The organism is Bacillus sp. TH19, from assembly GCF_016651075.1.
Classification (GTDB): Bacteria; Bacillota; Bacilli; order Bacillales; family Bacillaceae_G; genus Bacillus_A; species Bacillus_A mycoides.
The window spans coordinates 2,478,673-2,496,957 of record NZ_JAEKEO010000007.1 but is presented as its reverse complement, the minus strand read 5'-3'; the positions used below and the strand labels follow the sequence as shown (position 1 = coordinate 2,496,957).

The window sequence follows — 18,285 nt, the reverse complement described above, 5'->3', positions numbered from 1 at the left end:
TGATTCTTCATTTAGCAAAATAAGTACAAAAAAAGCAAATGAGATTCTAACTCTCATTTGCCTTTTTGCGTGCTGGAGAAACATCCTGCAATGAATTATTAAGCTTAATTAATATTCAACAAAGAATGTTCAATGGATAAAGTAAAACTTTAATTAGGCATTTCCGGGCCATTATCTCCCGCCTAACTTCCTCGCATTCGCCGCTTATCAATTCATCTGCGCATCGTTCAATATCCCAATTATTTCACTTAACATTTCTTCTGTAAAAGCACCTGCGCTAAAGTTCACTAATGCTCGTAATGGCATATAGTTCAGCATAGCGTCCATCATTTCAGATGCATCACTATCCCCTTCAGTCATACTACCAAACGGACTGTCTTTTAATGCTTTTTCCATAAGCCCTTTTGCGATTGGTGCTAAGATTGGGTCCGTAAATATGTCCCCAAGTAACGTATTACGATGCACTGGTTTTTGAGTTATAGTCGTTGATTGAACATACATGCTATCATGTAAAACGATCTCTTTTGAAGACTTTCCTACTAAAATCTCAAATTCACCTGTTTCAACATGCCAGTCCTTTAATTCAACATTATAATAAGCAAATGATCTTTTATTTAAAGTAAAGCTAACCGTTTTTTCTTCTCCCGGTTGCAATTCTACTTTTTCAAATCCTTTTAGCTCTTTTTCAGGACGAGTCATGCTGCTTTCAACATCTTTTATATAAAGCTGAACAATTTCTTTCCCTGCTCTACTACCAGTATTTTTCACGTTCACACTGATAGAAACAGTGTCCGTATCCGTTATCTCTTTCTTATTTATTGAAAGATTACTATACTCAAAATTTGTATAGCTTAATCCAAAACCAAATGGGAACAACGGTTCAATATTTTTCGCATCGTAGTAACGGTATCCGACGAACACACCTTCTTTGTATTCCACTTTGTCCCCTTCACCAGGGAAGTTTAAGTAAGAAGGATTATCGCTTAACACTTTCGGGAATGTTTCCGCTAATTTCCCGCTTGGATTCGCATCACCAAATAATATATCGGCAATCGCCCCGCCTAATGCTTGGCCACCTAAATAGCCTTCAAGTATTCCTTTTACTTTACCTATCCATGGCATTTCAATTGGAGCACCGTTACTTAAAACTACAACGATATTACTTTGAACTTCAGCGATAGCCTCAATTAATTGCACATGATTTTCTGGCATCTGTAAATGCTTTCGATCAAAGCCTTCAGATTCATAACGATCTGGAAGTCCAACGAAAAGGACCGCTGTATCTGCTCGCTCTGCTATTTTTTTTGCTTCATTAACCATGCTTTCATTTACATCATCACTTGCAATGTCATAGCCTTGGGCAAATAATATGTTCGTTTTTTCACCTGATACCGTTTCAATTTCTTCGAGAATACTTTCAAGATTTGTTGGATTAATATGAGAGCTTCCGCCACCTTGAAAACGTGGTTGCTTTGCAAATCCTCCAATTACTGCTACCGTTCCCTCCTTTTTCAGCGGAAGAATGGAATCTTCATTTTGCAACATAACCATACTTTCACTTGCAACTTCTCTTGCAAGCTGATGATGTGCGTCCTTACTATACACAGCGTTTTCTAATTGGTTATCATAAGCCTTAAAAATAATGTAAAGAAGACGCTCTGCTGCTTGATCAAGCTTTTCTACAGCTAGCTCACCACAGTTAACTGCATCGACAATTTTCTTCTCACCAAATCCAAAGCTTGAAGGCATTTCTAACTCCAAACCGTTCGCTAGACTTGCAACACGCTCATTTATTGCACCCCAATCAGAAACGACAAAACCTTCAAATCCCCATTCATCTTTTAAAATATCATTTAATAAATAGTTATTTTCCGAAGCGTATTCACCATTCACTTTGTTGTAAGCGCTCATTACTGTCCAAGGCTGTGCTGCCTTAATAACATCTTCAAAGCTAGCAAGATAGATTTCACGCAATGTTCTTTCATCAACAATTGCATCTACTGACATTCTGCGATGCTCCTGATTATTAGCAGCGAAATGTTTTAATGACGTTCCAACCCCTTGACTTTGTACGCCTTTAACATGGTTTACAGCCATTTGTGATGATAAATACGGGTCCTCTGAAAAATATTCAAAGTTTCTTCCGCATAGCGGCGAACGTTTAATATTTGCACCTGGTCCAAGGAGAACTCCTACATTTTCAGCCTGACATTCTTCTCCTAATGCAACTCCTACTTGTTTTATTAATTCTTTATTCCATGTACTTGCTAATCCTACTGCTGATGGGAAACAAGTCGCTGGAATACTGTTATAAATCCCTAAGTGATCTGCTCCCTCTGCCTGTTTTCTAAGGCCGTGTGGTCCATCAGTTACCATAATTGAAGGAATTCCTAATCGCTCAATCCCTTTTGTATTCCAAAAGTCTAATCCAGAACATAGACTTGCCTTTTCTTCTAATGTCATTTGTGAAATGATTTTCTTAATATCCCTTTTCATAATAGCCCTCCTAAAAAATAATTAAGTAAACGCTTTCTTAATGTTATTATAGTTATTATTTTTTAGATATTATGGTATGTTTTTTAGAATAATGGTAAAAATTTTAGCTGATTATATTTATGGTTATACCGTACTCTCTTTCGCCCTTATTTTAAAACCTTTGCTTAGGAGAGGATTTTAACTTGTACATATATAGGCTAATGTTTAAAGAATAGAGGTTAAAATAATGAATTGCTCCAAACTTGAAGATTTATATTATATTTGTAAGTTGGTCTTTGACATACATAAAACACCTATCTTTTTCATTGATAACAAAGGGGATTTGGCATTTGAAATCTCGTCCAATATTCAGCATAACCCTTTGTATTATTCAAAAGAGGCGTTATTTAATCAACTATTTAGGGGAAATCCACCATATACTTTTCCGGTACTTGAAGAGACTGCCTTTCTTGAAAATTTTTTCTCAATTAACTTACGTTTAAACGATCAACTTAGCGGGAATATCCTCGTTGGACCAGTCCTTTATTCCAGGTTATCAGAAACCTCAATTAAAGGAATCGTTAATGATCTTCAACTAAAAATAAACAAAGAGGAAATGATTCGCTATTATCAATCTCTCCCTGTTTTAAGCAATTTGCAATTTTTAAATATAAGCATGGTTCTTTATTACATGCTGTATCAACAAAAATTAGACATTGCTGATATTTTGCAAAAAAATATACTGTTAAAAAAGGATGATTTTGAAATTGAACAGCCCGCTATACATATATCGGAGCAACGTCAAAGTACACTAACTCATATCGATCCACTAGTTGAAAGGAAAATATTTGAGTGTATTAAAGAAGGAAAAAAGGATGATTTAATTAAAAATCTAAAAAAATTACCTGAATCAGGAGATCTTGGGGTGTTGTCAAAAACAAGCCACCTACGAAGCCAGAAAAATTCTGCCATCGCAGCAATTACACTTGCGACAAGGTCGGCTATAGATGGCGGACTATTTCCTGAAATTGCATATACCCTCAGTGATTTATTAATTCAAAAACTCGAAGAAATAAAAAAAAGTGAAGCCATTTCCCCATTTTTAGAGAATGCTTTACTTGAGTTCTCAGAACGAGTTAAAAACGGGAAAATGCAAAAACATTTAAAGCCTATAAACATATGTCAAAATTATATATTTACTCATCTTTACGAAGATATTACACTATCCCATCTAGCAGAAATAGTCGCATTAAATCCTAGTTATCTATCTTCCCTTTTTAAAAAAGAGGTTGGAATTTCATTAGGCGAATATATTCAGCGCGCTAAGATAGATGAGTCAAAAAGCTTAATGACCTATACAAAACATTCTATATCAGAAATCTCCACACTATTAAATTTCCATGACCAAAGTTATTTTACAAAGGTCTTTAAAAAACATACTGGTATTTCACCTAAACAATTTAAAAATGGATGCAGCAATTAATTGTCCTTCGTTCTACCAATAGATTTTTTTTGTTGCTTTACATTATTAATACATATCCTTTATAAAGCGAAAAAACATTAATTTTTAGTACATAAATTGAAATAGATTAATCCCAAACATAATTTACATTCTTCATAACTTCTGATCATAATCCAAATTTGGAAGAATAGGGGCTTTTTTATATACAAATAATAAGCCTCAAGGAGTTGTTGACATGCATTTCATATTAAATATGTTAGGGATTTTCGTTGTAATATTAATCGTTTTCCTATGTTCGCCTAATAAAAGAAAAATAAAATGGAGACCCATCGTTATTCTAATAATATTGGAGCTTTTTATTACGTGGTTTATGTTAGGCACGAAATTGGGCAGTATTATCATTAATAAAATTGCGTCATTTTTCAGTTGGCTACTATCATGTGCGAATGAAGGAATTCGATTTGTATTTCCTTCAGCTATGGAAAATCAAACAGTTGATTTCTTCTTTAGCGCCTTACTTCCTATCATTTTTGTTATCACTTTCTTTGATATTCTTTCCTATTTTGGAATCTTAACTTGGATTATTGATAAAGTTGGTGCAATCATTTCAAAGATTTCTCGTTTACCAAAGTTAGAAAGCTTCTTTTCCATTCAAATGATGTTTTTAGGAAATACGGAAGCACTTGCAGTTGTTCGTGATCAATTATCTGTGTTAAAAGAAAATCGTTTGTTGACTTTTGGAATTATGAGTATGAGTAGCGTCAGCGGATCTATTCTTGGTGCTTATCTATCAATGGTTCCAGCAACATATATTTTCAGCGCTATTCCTTTAAACTGTATTAATGCATTAATCTTGGCTAATGTTTTAAATCCTGTAGAAGTTACTAAAGAAGAGGATGTTATTTATTCACCTTCAAAAAATGAAAAAAAAGATTTCTTTTCTACTATTTCAAACAGTATGTTAGTTGGGATGAATATGGTTATTGTTATTTTAGCGATGGTAATTGGATATGTAGCTTTAACAGCATGTTTAAATGGTATTTTAAGCTTTTTTGTAACAGGTTTAACAATTCAAAAAATCTTCTCGATTATCTTTAGTCCCTTCGCTTTTTTACTCGGTTTATCAGGCAAAGATGCTATGTATGTAGCTGAATTAATGGGGATAAAAATAACAACGAATGAATTTGTTGCAATGATGGATTTAAAATCAAACCTAAAGTCTTTACAACCACATACAATTGCAGTTGCCACAACATTTCTAGCTTCTTTTGCAAACTTTAGTACAGTAGGTATGATTTATGGAACATACAATTCTTTATTTGGCGGGGAAAAATCATCAATAATCGGTAAAAATGTTTGGAAGCTTCTTGTTAGCGGAATGGCTGTTTCCTTATTAAGCGCTATGCTTGTGGGGCTTTTTGTATGGTAAATAATCTTTAAAATAAAAGACACTCACTATATGTTAAAGATATATAACTACAATTAAGTATTATAATTAAAAGCCTCTATCAAAAATTACTAAGTAACTTTTGATAGAGGCTCCTTTTATTTAGGTCGCTCTATATTCATCCAAAAAATTGAATACTACCTTATAGGGTTCCTTCTTTTTCCTCTCTACCGATAATGATGCGTTAACTGAATATGTATGAAATATACATGATTCCTCGTTAAACAAAAGAGACAGGTTATTTAATAAAAAATAATAGTTTGGAAATACTACCTGTCAGAAAATCAAATTAGAATCGAGGTAATAAATTGATAGCTCCATTTCGTTTATTCATTACCTTAATACTTTTAATTAGTTACCCAATGACAATCATTGCTAAAGAAATTAAGTATAATCACAACAGCACTACTATTCCAGAAATACAGAAAAAAGTTAATTTCACTATTTTATCTCCAAAAAAGATTCCAGATGATTGGACATTAGATACAAAAACATCTCCTTGGATAAGCCTACATTATATGGATAACAAAGATACAAAGCTAATGGTTGCTATTCACTTGAGTAGGAGAATTCCATTATCTGATAAAGACTTCACCCATGCTGAACAAATTGTGATTAACGGAAATAAAGGTTATTTTTCAGCATGGGGAAATAGTGGAACACTGGACAAGAATGGAGAACTCATTACAGGTGGTTTACTCTGTTGGACACAAGCTGGAACATATGTAAAAATGCAAAGTACAAGATTACCAAAGGAAAAAATGCTAGAAATCGCAAGGTCAATGAATTAACGTTATTTACTTGTAGAGCAATAATAAGTATTGAATAAATTAAATACAATAACTTCCTATATCGAAAATTATGTAAATAAGCTGTCCATATGGGCAGCTTATTGTATTTTTGTCTTAGCTTGTTTTTTCAAAATGCGCCGATCCTCCTTTACTACGTCTACAATTTTGACAATTTACCAAGTAAAATGGCATTGTCTTTTTTAGTTTTTTGTTTTCTTCATCCACGACCTTTTACTAAGCTAAGCATTCATTTTTTAGGTAAGTTCCTTAAACTACCTTTTATTACCAATCTAAAATTATGCATAAAAAAAGGACATTAGGAACATCGTCCCTTACTGTCCTTACTCATATATAAAACTAATTGCGTGTCTTTTATCTTCGAATCTGACCATTTCCACGAATCACATATTTTGTAGAAGTTAATGCAGGTAGCCCCATTGGTCCCCTTACGTGTAGCTTTTGTGTACTAATGCCAATTTCTGCACCGAATCCGAATTCAGATCCATCTGTAAAACGAGTCGATGCATTATGGTAGAGTGCTGCGGCATCAACAGATGTGAAAAACTTACTGACGTTTTCCTCGTTCTCTGTAATAATCGCTTCGGAATGCATGGATCCATACGTATTTATATGATGAATCGCTTCTTCTGTAGTGGAAACCACTTTAACTGCCAGTGTGAGAGATAAAAACTCTGTTTCCCAATCTTCTTCTGAAGCTAATGCAATAGAAGAATCAATTGCCAATGATTTACTATCTCCACGTAGCTCCACGCCTCTTTCCTTCAAAGAAGAAAACAGCTCGCTACCAAATTGCTGCGCCCACTTCTCATGAAGTACAATCGTTTCTATTGCATTACATACAGATGGACGCTGCGTTTTTGCGTTTATAATAATATCAAATGCCATTTGTTTATCCGCTGTTTCATCAATGAAAATATGACAATTTCCCGCACCTGTTTCAAGTACTGGAACAGATGCTTCTCTCACTACAGTATCTATTAACTGCTTGCCGCCTCTTGGGATAAGAACATCTAAGTACTCATTCAATGTAAACAACTGCTTTGCACTATCTCGCGTTGTATCTTCTATGAGCTGTACACTTTCTGGAGGCAAGCTTGTTTGTTTGAGCGCTCGGTGAATAACGCTAACGATGGCTTTGTTAGAATTGATAGCAGAAGAACTACCACGTAATATGACTGCGTTTCCTGTTTTCAAACAAATTGTAGCAGCATCTACCGTTACATTCGGTCTTGCCTCGTAAATCATTCCGACAACACCAAGTGGTACACGCATTTCCTGAATAGATAATCCATTTGGTCGTTCCCATGCACTAACACGCTCTCCAACAGGATCACGTAAATCAATTAGTTGCTTAATACCTTCAGTCATATCAATGATACGCTGTTCATTCAGCATAAGACGATCAAGGAGTGACTCAGAAAATCCTTTTGTCTTCCCTTCTTCAATATCCCGTTTGTTTTCCTCTAAAATATAAGCTGTTTCTACTATCATCTGATCAGCAATCGCAGCAAGTGCTTCGTTTTTTTGATTTGTAGATTTAAGTACAAGTTCTCTAGCAATTTCTTTCGCCTTTTTCCCCTTTGCCAACACTTCATTCATTTTTATTTCCTCCTTTTTAAGGTTAATCAGTTTTTATTTGATAACCATTTAACACCAGTATCTAAATCTTTCCTGCCCATTAAAATTTGAGTGCTCTCTTTTCTTAAAATGAAACCCAGTGATCTCTATGGATGACTTCATAACTATGCCTTTCGCCTCTTGCTTGAATATCTTGGCTTTGCATACCTTTTAAATTCCTTAGTTCCTCTGCGCTATATGTGCATTGTCCTTTTCCTATTACGCGCCCTTGTTGCGTGATTACTTCCACGACTTCACCCACTTGGAAAAATCCTGACACATTTGTAACACCAGCAGGAAGTAAACTCTTTCCATGTTGAATGATGGCAGTGGCTGCCCCCGCATCTACTTCAATTTGTCCGCTAACAAGCGAATGCAAGGCGATCCATTGCTTGTTCATCTTAATCACTTTTTGAGGAGCATTCCCGATATATGTTCCATCACCTTTGCCCTTCATAACATCTAAAAACTTCTCCTGTCCACATCCCGTTCCGATAAATACACTCACTCCAAGAGATAGTGCCGTCTTTGCAGCATCGATTTTTGATTTCATACCGCCAGTCCCAAGTTTTGAGCCAGCATCTCCTGCAAGAGAAGCAATTTCTTCCGTTACCTCAGGAAGGAAATGATATTTTTTCGCATCCGCATTTTTCTGAGGATTTTGGTCATATAAACCGTTCACATCTGTAAAAATCATGAGCATATCTGCCGAAACAAGTCCGCTTACTAAAGCTGACAGCATATCATTATCACCGAACGTTAGCTCTTCTAAAGAAATGGAATCATTTTCATTGATTATAGGAAGAGCAGAACGGTTTAGTAGCTCTCCTAAAGTAGCGTAAGCGTTACTGTATTGTTCTTTTCTAGAAAAATCACTTCTCGTTAGTAAAAGTTGTGCAGTAACGATACCATATTTACGGAATTCCTCCGTGTATGCCTGCATTAATAAACTTTGCCCGACAGCCGCAGCAGCCTGTTTCCCTTTAATTGTCACAGGTCTACTAGAATACCCTAGAGCAGAAAAACCTGCAGCGACTGCCCCAGATGTAATCAACAAAACTTCATGCCCTTCCTCTTTCAATCGTGCCAATGCAGCAACGTGATCTGAAAGTTGTTCTTTAGAGATGCCTCCGTGACTATCTGCCAAGGAACTACTCCCAATCTTTACAACAATTCGTTGTTTTTTCACTTTTTTATCCCCCAAGTCTAAAATCAAAGTTTTTATAAAGTGAAACTTTAATCAGTGGGGGTTTTGTTCATCCCCCCACTGATTATTAGTTGAACCAATCGGGCATTTATGGGCAGTTGATCTCCCACCTACCTTCTTTGCTCCACCTGAATTTTGAGGTGGGAGTTTTACTGCCCGTTAATGCGGGATAAATTTCACTTCTATTCATACAGCTTACAGCGGCTTCTATTCTTATCAGTGCTGCACCTAGCCTATTAAAGAGCAAAATAAAAATGACCGCTTCGCCCTTAATAAAATAAAAAGGACGAAACGGTCATTGTTCCGCGGTACCACCTTAATTGATATACATAGATATCCACTTGGCGCCTATAACGCAGGCGTACGCCTAAACTTTCATTTAAGACTCGGGGATAGGTTCGATACATTCTATACGAGGAATCTTTCAGCCGGTGAATTCCACTCTCTTTCGTAAGAAGACATATGTACTATTTCCCTTCAACGATTTTCCATTTGATTTTTTATATTATGCTATATATTTCGTTTTTGTGTCAAGAGGTATTTTCAAAATGAATAGAGCGACAAGCTTTAAGTATGAAATTATGTACACACTTATGAATATCACCATATCTAGAAAAAGTTGATATAACTATACCTATTCTCCAACATGCTTTTAAACGTTACCAAATAGTAAATAACATAAAATATTAAATAATTGAGAATGCACTTGTTTAGTACAGAATAAAATTGATTTCTTTATTTTTTGTATTGCAAAAAAGAACGTATTCTCTTAGAATGTTTCTTTATATTGCACTTGGATGTTATTGTTATTTTGGAATAATAATTTGAAACCGATATAATTTATGATAAAAGGAGCCAGATTGAGTTATTATGGACAAACAAATTGGATTCATCGGATGCGGAAATATGGGAATGGCTATGATTGGCGGGATGATAAACAAAAATATAGTGTCTTCAAATAAAATCATTTGTTCAGATTTAAACACTACTAATTTAAAACATGCTAGTGAAAAATATGGGCTAACTACAACAACTGACAACAATGAAGTAGCTAAAAATGCTGATATTTTAATTTTATCAATTAAACCAGACCTATACGCATCAATAATTAACGAAATAAAAGAAGTGATAAAAAACGATGTTATCGTCGTAACGATCGCTGCAGGGAAAAGCATTAAAAGTACTGAAGATGCTTTTGATAAAAAGTTGAAGGTTGTACGAGTAATGCCTAATACACCTGCTCTTGTTGGAGAAGGAATGTCTGCGCTATGTCCTAATGAAATGGTGACAGAAAAAGATTTAGAAGATGTATTAATCCTTTTCAATAGTTTTGGTCAAACGGAGATCGTAAGTGAAAAATTAATGGATGTTGTAACATCTGTAAGTGGTTCTTCGCCAGCATATGTATATATGATTATAGAAGCAATGGCAGATGCAGCTGTATTAGATGGTATGCCAAGAAATCAAGCATATAAATTCGCAGCTCAAGCTGTGTTAGGCTCTGCAAAAATGGTACTAGAAACAGGAATGCATCCAGGTGCATTGAAAGATATGGTTTGTTCCCCTGGTGGAACAACTATAGAAGCTGTAGCAACATTAGAGGAAAAAGGCTTACGAACAGCCATCATTTCAGCTATGCAGCGTTGTACGCAAAAGTCTGTTGAACTATCCGGTCAAACTAAAAAGTAACAACTGCAAAAAAGACCAGATTAGCTGAATACACAAATCTTTAAACAGCTTTACACTTTATGCACATGTGGTTTACATACTCCCCTGTTTCCACTATAAGATAAACGGACAAATTCATGAATAATTGAGTTTGTCCGTTTTGCATTTTATTATCTCAAAATAACTTCATAACTCTTATTGTTATTTGTTTTTCAGATTAAGATACTTTGGTATTACGTTTACATCATTTCCTGTCTATTGAAATATTCTCAGAGACGAAGCATGATATTCATTAAAAAAGTTGTGGTATCAAACGCTTCACATTGTTAACATAACATATTTACTGTCTCCTTTATTAATGCCTGTTTCCTAATCCTCCGCAATTACAATTTAAATCATTTAAGTTTTCTCCATATCGTACATCTACTAGTTAAACAAAAACTCCCCTTAAATCGAAAATGATTAAGGGGAGTCAGTCATATTTGATGAAGTTATAGTTCTGATTTTACTGGAATAGAAACATTGTTTTTCACTAATTTTTTGACGTCTTTAAAGCTAACAAAATTGTTATTTTGCTCATCCCATAGACGGAAACGGATTGACCGCAAGCTTGTAGCAAGAGTAATCGTTGGTACATTTTTTAAAGGAAGCGTATTATTGTGTGCCTCTTCTAGTTTATAGTTAGGTACTCTTGGACTTAAATGGTGAACATGATGATACCCAATATTACCAGTTAGAAATTGCAGGATTTTGGGAAGTTTATAAAACGAACTTCCTTCCACTGCCGCTTTCACATATTCCCACTCTTTATCTTCTTCAAAATAAGAATCCTCGAATGTGTGCTGTACGTAAAACAGCCAAATACCTATTGAACCTGCTATTAAGAATATGGAACCATGTACTAAAAGAAACGATTGCCATCCGAGTGTCCAGCAAAGTAACCCTACTAAAGCAACGATTAAAACATTCGTCAAATAGGTATTCATGCGTTCCTTCTTTCTAGCACCTTTTCTGTTAAATCTATTTTTAAGTAGGAAAACATAAATCGGACCTAACCCAAACATAACCAATGGATTGCGATATAAACGATATGCTAAACGGAGTCTAAATGGCGCTGCCAAATATTCATTCACTGTAAGTGTCCAAATATCTCCTGTACCTCGCTTATCCAAATTACCACTTGTAGCGTGATGAACGGAATGCTCATGCCCCCATTGATCAAACGGGAATAAAGTTAAAACACCCATACATGTCCCTACTATTCTATTTACACGACGGCTTTTAAAGAAAGAATGATGGGTACAATCATGAAAAATAATGAAAACCCGTGTCATAAATCCCGCGGCTAACACAGCTGGAACTAATGCTAACCAATAAGAAACGGACAAACTTTTATAAGCAAGGTACCATAAGATAATAAATGGCACTACCGTATTGATAATTTGCCAAACACTTTTTTTGCCGTTGATTTTTCAAAAGGAGCAACTTGTTTTTTTAAATTTTTAGTATTTTGTAAGGTCATTTTTTCTAATTCCTTTCCTTTATGTTGCTAATTCATATTATAACAGAAATGAATCAAAATTGTTAGTAGTAGGTATTATGTTCAGGGTATAAATTTTTTAGGGTGATAGCAAATGGACTTATTTAGTAGCTGAGGACGGTTATATGTCATCACCTATTGTGTATGCACCATCCTTTACAATGAGAGTAAGCTCATATAATGGAAGGCTTACATTTACGATCGGTTATCATACGCCGGATACATCAAAAGAAAAAGTAGACAAATTTTTAGAAAGTATGGTTAATCAACTATCGTAACTGTAATAATCATTATCAAAAATAAAAGCTCCTAACATATTAGTCATATACAATATGTTAGGAGCTTGATATTTTAAGCGTTTTTTGAATTTATGTCTTGATAACGTGCACTAAGCGATCTTGTATTTAAAAAGCTGATTTCCCGTAATCTAAAGGATAATCGGGCGTTTTACTATTCAATTACTTGTAGCAGTTGAATAAATTCTAAAGGCGGGATAAGAAAGACTTAATCGCTACTTTTAACATAACATCATTTACAGAAAGAAGGAACGATTATCTTCACTATATTTCGTCAAAGGAACAATGATATATCACCATATTCACCCTACTTTTTTATTACAGGAAGTCTATTTGTTCGGCACCCTTTTTTATAAAGAGTAGTACTTTTTATTTTCATCTAAAATTTAAATTTGCTTAACAATAAAAACAAGATTATAATAAATAAAAATTTATTGTTAAACGATAAATTTCATGTTAAATTAAATAGATAATTAATAAATGAGGTGCTTTATATGAAACAAGGATCAACACTCTTTTTAAAGACAGCTATTATTCTGATTGGAATCCCTGTTCTTGCTTTATGTATATTTTTAGTTCCTAACATAGGGAAATATGCAGCGGAATTGTTCCCGGATATTGCATTTATAAAATATCTTGTTTTAATCAATCTATATGCAACCGTGATACCTTTTTATTTTGCTCTATATCAAGCCTTTAAACTTGTAAGCTTCATTGACAAGGGTAACGCTTTCTCGAAATTATCTGTTAGGGCTTTAAAAAAGATAAAAAACTGCGCAGTAACAATCAGTATTTTATATGTGGTAGGTATGCCACTCTTCTATCTTGTAGCAGAGAGAGATGACGCACCTGGTATTATTATACTTGGCATGCTCCTAATCTTTGCTTCAATGGTTATCGCAGTCTTTGCTGCCGTTCTCCAAAGACTTTTAAAAGATGCGATAGATATAAAATCAGAAAATGATTTAACGGTCTGAGGTGAATAACATGGCAATAATAATTAATATTGATGTAATGTTAGCTAAAAGAAAAATGAGTGTAACAGAGCTTTCGGAGAAGGTTGGAATTACAATGGCTAACCTTTCTATATTAAAAAATGGAAAAGCAAAAGCAATTAGAATTACAACTTTAGATGCTATTTGTAAAGCATTAGAATGCCAACCTGGGGATATTTTAGAATATCAACCTGAAGATACCGAATAAAAAGAGTCCTTCTATTAATGAAGGACTCTTTTTATTGCTCATTACGGCGCGAAGCTAACTTGACCCGTCAAAACTAAAATAATTGCGATGATCCAAAATATAAAAAATGATGAGGACAGTACTAATGAAATAATAGCTATCCCCTTTTTCTCTGTTTTTTTCGTCATTGTGATTATTGAAAGTATAATACCTACACCTGTAAGAGCAATCGTTACATAATCTCCAACTATATTTCCCGCATTCGCTATTCTCGTCGGAGTTATAAAAACGAATAAAAAACACATAATTCCGATGAGTAAAGATATATAGCTTATTATACTGTACTTCTTTTTGGGAACTATTTCGGTTTTCATAATACCCACCCCTTTTATATAGCTATGTGTTCATATTAGCGCGAATAACCATAATTTAGTTAAAACAAAAAAACAGATACAGTGGAAACTTCCACTGTATCTGTTTTTTATTTAATATATAAACCTGCTATTTCTTCTTTAGCGTTATAAGTTATGATAAAGGTACGTTGTTCTTTACTATATTTTGCTACAAGAACAACAGTATATAAACCATCTTTTTCTTCAATCGACTTTTTTTCAATCTTTTCGAATATACCAGCTTTTTCAATTACATGTAAAGTGATAATAATGTTATTTAATTCTGATTTAAAAATATAAGAGCCTCGCTACAAATCATATTGTAGTAAGGCTCTTTAAAGTTGTTTAATTTCTAACCTTTTAAATGAGTTTGTAGACAAATATAAATAATAAATTTGTTTAAATCTTGTTCAACTAAAGCTCCCATTAGTTGAAGTGTAATTCTTCACAAATTATTGAGATTCTTCTTCTAGAAAATTAAAATCACCATCAATAAGATCCTGTAAATACTCATCAAAGCTGTTTGCAATCACTTCATATTCATCAGGGTCGTGCAAAAAACGAATTATTTGACCACATACACCTTCATCAGAAGGGTTAAAATCAATATAGAGTCTTGATGTTCCACCATTGTTCATACAGTCTGAAAAATGAATATAAGTGCCAGGGAGAAGTCCTTTTGGATTTATCTTAGAATCAACAGTATCCTCGTCATCTTGGTATTCTAAAAGATAAGAGACGTCTTCTTCTTCTTTTGAACTTTCGAGCATCTGCTGTGTAGAAAGCAAATAATATGGATACTCTTCAACATCTGAGCCTAAAATACATACCGCAACTTTGTTTTCTCCATATTTCCGCCAATATGTACCATCAATATTTTCAAGTAAAGAGATTAGTGATTCTGGACAATTTGGATATTCTGACCTTAATGTATCAATATCATCTTTTGTAGCACTGTACGCTTTATTTAGTGCCTCGAGATCATCTGTTGATAATGCTGCTCTCAAGCCGTTTAAAAATTTGTTTACCAAATCCATTATTTCGTCCTCCCAATAATAAAATATAAAATTTTTTTATTAGTCTATATACCTAACATAAATAAGATTATTCACTTTTATCGAAAGCCTCATTTCATCTTTTTGTTCAAGCAAATGTAAGCAGATAATCCCATTGTAATTATTGATAGGGTGAGTTGAGCATATTTTCCCACTTGAAATATGTCCGTAAATATCAAAATTAGGTCATTTTCACTCTACTATGATAAAACCTTCTAACTCGAATGCCATTGATGGTTCACTATTTACTTGTGTATGTAAGTTACCTTCTTCGTCTATTACTACAACTGTGTCTATTAACCCATCTGCACTTAATATATCACCTAATTTAAAGTCTTGGCCCTTTACCGTTTTGATACCTAGTTCTATATTTGGAATCATGTTCCTACCATCCTATTAGAAATTAGAAATTAGAAATTATAATTTAAAAATGGTAACTTTACACTAGTGTCTACTTCTCCTGTATACAACTCTACAAATACATTTGAAGTTTCATGCGGTATATAGATTGTTGTGACTTTCTCGTCAATATGTACGTAAGCAATTACTTCCATGTATTCATCACAGTCTTTCATAGGTACAAAGGTTAGACAAGGAGATACCCCTAAAGGTACTTCTTTCTTATCTATAAATTCCTTACACATGACAGTCTTCTCTACTTGATATGTAGTTATATGTACATTGTCTACTTCTGTTATTTTTACATTAGTCGGTATCTCTATCCCTAATAGATTACACCAACTGTTTAAGATGGACCTTTTCTCTGTACTTAATATAATGTCACCTTCACCATTTAAAACAAAAAGAGACTCCTTTTGGTCTCTCCCTACTTTTACCTGTTTCATCTCAATCATATTGCATACTCCTTTGTGAAATATTAGTTGAAGTATTGTTTCAGTAACTCACTACCTGTTTTAAGTCTTGTATAATATTGTCCATCTTTCTTCTCGAATTCACCGTTGTTAGCAAATTCTTTCTTTACACTTTCTAAGTTCGATGAATCAATAATACCAAACACATCGCCTATTTCAAAGTTACCTTCTTCATTTATACACTCTTCTAATAAGTAGTATTTGTCTTCTTCTAATGGAACTATCTTACCTTTTGTAATCGAATACAGATGTTTTGTTTCCTCTACCTGTACCGTAATAAAAATCCAACCAACTCTTACAATGGTACATGGCGTTAACCCCTCAAATGTAAGTGCAACTACTTTTGGTCTTTCTTGAATTTCCCCATCCTTGGTACCCCTTTAAATAGATTTATTTCTCCTAAAGTCTACTATTTTATAGCGTAACCATAGTCTCTCAAACATCTATCTGCCCTAATTAATACATCTCTAAGAGTTTCCTTTTCTGTATATCCTAGTTCACTAATCTTTTTTTTTGCATATTCTAGTTCACTATCAATCGTATTCCAGTATACTTTACCGTATTTCGTTACAGTTTCTACATGAATATCCTCAACATAAGCTTCGTGTCGTTCCATTACATCTTTACCGTTTTCTCTATATCCTAAATACTTATAGAATGCACCTACCCCTAGTACCACTTACCTTAGTAAAACCTGCTCTTGCACTACCTATATGGAATGGCATGTTCTACCCCTCTTTTATTTTAATATGATATTATAGCGTTCTCTTTGTTGTGAACTCATAAACTGCCCTACAAATTGTAGTTCATGCCATTTAAACTCTTTCATGGCAACATAGATGACAGTTAACTTATTGTCTACCATTCCATAATATACCCATTCTTGCTTTGCCTTTGAAAAATTATGCTTTTCTACCCTTTGTAATAAATTGAAATTTTTTTATAGAGCTAACCTGCATGGTTAGTTCTATAAGAATTAAAGAACTTTATTATTTTTCAAAGGATTTTATTATTTTTTAAACAACTTTATTATCGCTTAACATTACAGGCGTAAGATCTTTCATTTTCCCCTCTGATAATGCGGTTTTCATCTTGCTATCAAATTTTCCATGCACTTCTTTATACTTAGCTTCATTTTGTAATTACTAAATCCGCCCTATCCCTCGGAGATTCCGCTTCCCAATAATACTCCTCAGCTTTCCAATACCTACTTTGAAACTTTGAAAGATTCTTCTGCGTTTCTGGACTTTCACGTAGAAACCTTGTCTCTCTTGAACAATCCAAATACACCATATAATGAAAAAAATCTCTCCATTCTTTTCGCTGCAGAAAAACTCCTTCTACAATTATTACACCTACTAAAGGAAGCTGTATTTCTTTCATTTCACATGAGTCTGTTCCATCATGATAAAAAGGTAATTCTAATTCAATAGCGCTTTGTAACTTTTGAAAAAGGTTTCGCAGCAAGCAATCGATATCCCATTGAAAGTTGTAATACTCATACCACTCTGCAAATCCAGTATTATATCGCTTGTTACGCTCGGTTATGTGATCATCAATATGAAAAATATGAAACGGGATTCCATTTCGTTTCATATTTTCTTCTAATTTTTTAACCAACGTTGTTTTACCCGAACGACTTAGTCCGTCTATACCTAATATAAATCGCTCATCTTTATGGTCCTTAATAACCTTCATTATCTCATTTGTGCTCATTACTTTTGCCAATCTTCTTTTAATAATGAATAAACGACCGTGTCATGAGCAACATCATTTTGAATCATATATTTTCGAAGTAATCCTTCTTCTTGAAATCCGGATTTTTTTAATAAATTACGGGAAGCTTCATTTTCTATATATACGACAGCTGCAATTCTTATAAAATGCAACGTTTCAAATCCGTAAGCTAGCATTGCTTGCAGTGCTTCGGTTGCGTATCCTTGTCCCCAATATGTATCATCTAGCTCATAACCAATTTCAGCTCGTTTATGATGCTTGTTAATTAAATGAAACCCACACGTACCAATTAATTGATCCGTGCCTTTCTTCTCTATTCCCCAGCGAAATACGCTTCCCTCTTCATTACGCTTTCTAAACGTTTGAATAGTCGTTTTCGCTTGCTCAATATTTTCGAAAGAGTCCATTCCGAAATAACGAATAACGGATTCTTTTGAAAAATAATGGAACATCGCTTCTGCATCTAATAGTGTAAGTTCTCTTAATAGTAAACGTTCTGTTTCTAATTTTGGAAACCCCATCC

General features: G+C 34.0%; 18 protein-coding genes, 4 pseudogenes and 1 other annotated feature. Of the genes and pseudogenes, 7 read left to right on the top strand and 15 right to left on the bottom strand.

The annotated features are described in order from the left end of the window. Nucleotides 1-207: 207 nt before the first annotated feature. Nucleotides 208-2,496 carry a glycoside hydrolase family 3 C-terminal domain-containing protein gene (locus JFU54_RS16635; protein WP_201065473.1) on the bottom strand — a complete coding sequence of 763 codons (2,289 nt, stop codon included), beginning with the start codon at nucleotides 2,494-2,496 and terminating at the stop codon, nucleotides 208-210. Nucleotides 2,497-2,722: 226 nt separating this feature from the next. Between JFU54_RS16635 and JFU54_RS16630 the strand changes: the two genes are divergently transcribed. From JFU54_RS16630 to JFU54_RS16620, 3 genes are all read left to right on the top strand, one after another. Further along, on the top strand, nucleotides 2,723-3,958 hold the full coding sequence (locus JFU54_RS16630; RefSeq protein ID WP_201065471.1) for a helix-turn-helix domain-containing protein: 1,236 nt from the start codon (nucleotides 2,723-2,725) through the stop codon (nucleotides 3,956-3,958). A 214-nt stretch (nucleotides 3,959-4,172) separates the two neighbouring features. Then, the gene (locus tag JFU54_RS16625) at nucleotides 4,173-5,366 is read left to right on the top strand and encodes a NupC/NupG family nucleoside CNT transporter (protein WP_002084844.1); all 1,194 of its coding nucleotides are present in this window, start codon (nucleotides 4,173-4,175) and stop codon (nucleotides 5,364-5,366) included. 326 nt (nucleotides 5,367-5,692) lie between these two features. Further along, nucleotides 5,693-6,175 carry a DUF4367 domain-containing protein gene (locus tag JFU54_RS16620; RefSeq protein WP_201065469.1) on the top strand — a complete coding sequence of 161 codons (483 nt, stop codon included), beginning with the start codon at nucleotides 5,693-5,695 and terminating at the stop codon, nucleotides 6,173-6,175. A 372-nt stretch (nucleotides 6,176-6,547) separates the two neighbouring features. Here the strand turns inward: JFU54_RS16620 and JFU54_RS16615 are convergent, their stop codons facing one another. Further along, entirely contained in the window at nucleotides 6,548-7,795 is a 1,248-nt protein-coding gene (locus JFU54_RS16615) for a glutamate-5-semialdehyde dehydrogenase (RefSeq protein WP_201065467.1), read from the bottom strand. A 103-nt stretch (nucleotides 7,796-7,898) separates the two neighbouring features. Beyond that, nucleotides 7,899-9,002 (bottom strand): glutamate 5-kinase, encoded by a 1,104-nt coding sequence (gene proB / locus JFU54_RS16610; RefSeq protein ID WP_201065456.1) that lies wholly within the window; start codon nucleotides 9,000-9,002, stop codon nucleotides 7,899-7,901. A 297-nt stretch (nucleotides 9,003-9,299) separates the two neighbouring features. Further along, nucleotides 9,300-9,510 (bottom strand) — a binding site (T-box leader). Nucleotides 9,511-9,890: 380 nt separating this feature from the next. On the opposite strand from proB, the gene proC reads away from it, so the two are divergent. Then, complete coding sequence (gene proC, locus JFU54_RS16605; protein ID WP_201065455.1) at nucleotides 9,891-10,709, top strand: pyrroline-5-carboxylate reductase; 819 nt, start codon at nucleotides 9,891-9,893, stop codon at nucleotides 10,707-10,709. Between the two features lie 470 nt (nucleotides 10,710-11,179). Here proC and desA read toward each other — a convergent pair. Then, nucleotides 11,180-12,210, bottom strand: a pseudogene (gene desA, locus JFU54_RS16600) (Delta(5) desaturase DesA). A gap of 143 nt (nucleotides 12,211-12,353) precedes the next feature. Between desA and JFU54_RS16595 the strand changes: the two are divergent. From JFU54_RS16595 to JFU54_RS16585, 3 genes are all read left to right on the top strand, one after another. Next, entirely contained in the window at nucleotides 12,354-12,506 is a 153-nt protein-coding gene (locus JFU54_RS16595) for a hypothetical protein (protein WP_201065451.1), read from the top strand. 512 nt (nucleotides 12,507-13,018) lie between these two features. After that, entirely contained in the window at nucleotides 13,019-13,501 is a 483-nt protein-coding gene (locus tag JFU54_RS16590) for a DUF2975 domain-containing protein (RefSeq protein WP_002032872.1), read from the top strand. Nucleotides 13,502-13,511: 10 nt separating this feature from the next. Continuing rightward, a complete protein-coding gene (locus JFU54_RS16585; RefSeq protein WP_000974615.1) occupies nucleotides 13,512-13,727 on the top strand; it encodes a helix-turn-helix domain-containing protein in 216 nt (71 codons plus the stop codon). Between the two features lie 41 nt (nucleotides 13,728-13,768). On the opposite strand, the gene JFU54_RS16580 is transcribed toward JFU54_RS16585, so the two are convergent. The 11 genes and pseudogenes from JFU54_RS16580 to JFU54_RS16540 all read right to left on the bottom strand — a co-directional run bounded on the left by JFU54_RS16580 (nucleotide 13,769) and on the right by JFU54_RS16540 (nucleotide 18,283). Then, complete coding sequence (locus JFU54_RS16580; protein ID WP_002190010.1) at nucleotides 13,769-14,080, bottom strand: hypothetical protein; 312 nt, start codon at nucleotides 14,078-14,080, stop codon at nucleotides 13,769-13,771. A 107-nt stretch (nucleotides 14,081-14,187) separates the two neighbouring features. Next, nucleotides 14,188-14,352: pseudogene (locus JFU54_RS16575) on the bottom strand (DUF3887 domain-containing protein); the annotation flags it as partial. A 198-nt stretch (nucleotides 14,353-14,550) separates the two neighbouring features. Beyond that, a complete protein-coding gene (locus tag JFU54_RS16570; protein ID WP_201052408.1) occupies nucleotides 14,551-15,135 on the bottom strand; it encodes an SMI1/KNR4 family protein in 585 nt (194 codons plus the stop codon). 210 nt (nucleotides 15,136-15,345) lie between these two features. Next, on the bottom strand, nucleotides 15,346-15,534 hold the full coding sequence (locus JFU54_RS16565) for a hypothetical protein (protein ID WP_201065449.1): 189 nt from the start codon (nucleotides 15,532-15,534) through the stop codon (nucleotides 15,346-15,348). Nucleotides 15,535-15,563: 29 nt separating this feature from the next. Continuing rightward, nucleotides 15,564-16,007, bottom strand: a complete 444-nt coding sequence (locus JFU54_RS16560) for a hypothetical protein (protein WP_002032882.1) — start codon at nucleotides 16,005-16,007, stop codon at nucleotides 15,564-15,566. Between the two features lie 23 nt (nucleotides 16,008-16,030). Then, a pseudogene (locus tag JFU54_RS30220) lies at nucleotides 16,031-16,392 on the bottom strand (hypothetical protein). A 42-nt stretch (nucleotides 16,393-16,434) separates the two neighbouring features. Further along, complete coding sequence (locus JFU54_RS16550; protein WP_242245832.1) at nucleotides 16,435-16,704, bottom strand: hypothetical protein; 270 nt, start codon at nucleotides 16,702-16,704, stop codon at nucleotides 16,435-16,437. Between the two features lie 60 nt (nucleotides 16,705-16,764). Further along, the gene (locus tag JFU54_RS30085; RefSeq protein ID WP_002032886.1) at nucleotides 16,765-16,890 is read right to left on the bottom strand and encodes a hypothetical protein; all 126 of its coding nucleotides are present in this window, start codon (nucleotides 16,888-16,890) and stop codon (nucleotides 16,765-16,767) included. 175 nt (nucleotides 16,891-17,065) lie between these two features. After that, a pseudogene (locus JFU54_RS30475) lies at nucleotides 17,066-17,167 on the bottom strand (DUF3887 domain-containing protein); the annotation flags it as partial. Then, nucleotides 17,157-17,741 (bottom strand): kinase, encoded by a 585-nt coding sequence (locus JFU54_RS16545; RefSeq protein ID WP_061688462.1) that lies wholly within the window; start codon nucleotides 17,739-17,741, stop codon nucleotides 17,157-17,159. The pseudogene JFU54_RS30475 and the gene JFU54_RS16545, both read right to left, overlap by 11 nt. After that, the gene (locus JFU54_RS16540) at nucleotides 17,741-18,283 is read right to left on the bottom strand and encodes a GNAT family N-acetyltransferase (protein ID WP_002032891.1); all 543 of its coding nucleotides are present in this window, start codon (nucleotides 18,281-18,283) and stop codon (nucleotides 17,741-17,743) included. Before JFU54_RS16540 ends, JFU54_RS16545 begins: the two co-directional genes overlap by 1 nt. Between the last annotated feature and the right edge of the window lie 2 nt (nucleotides 18,284-18,285).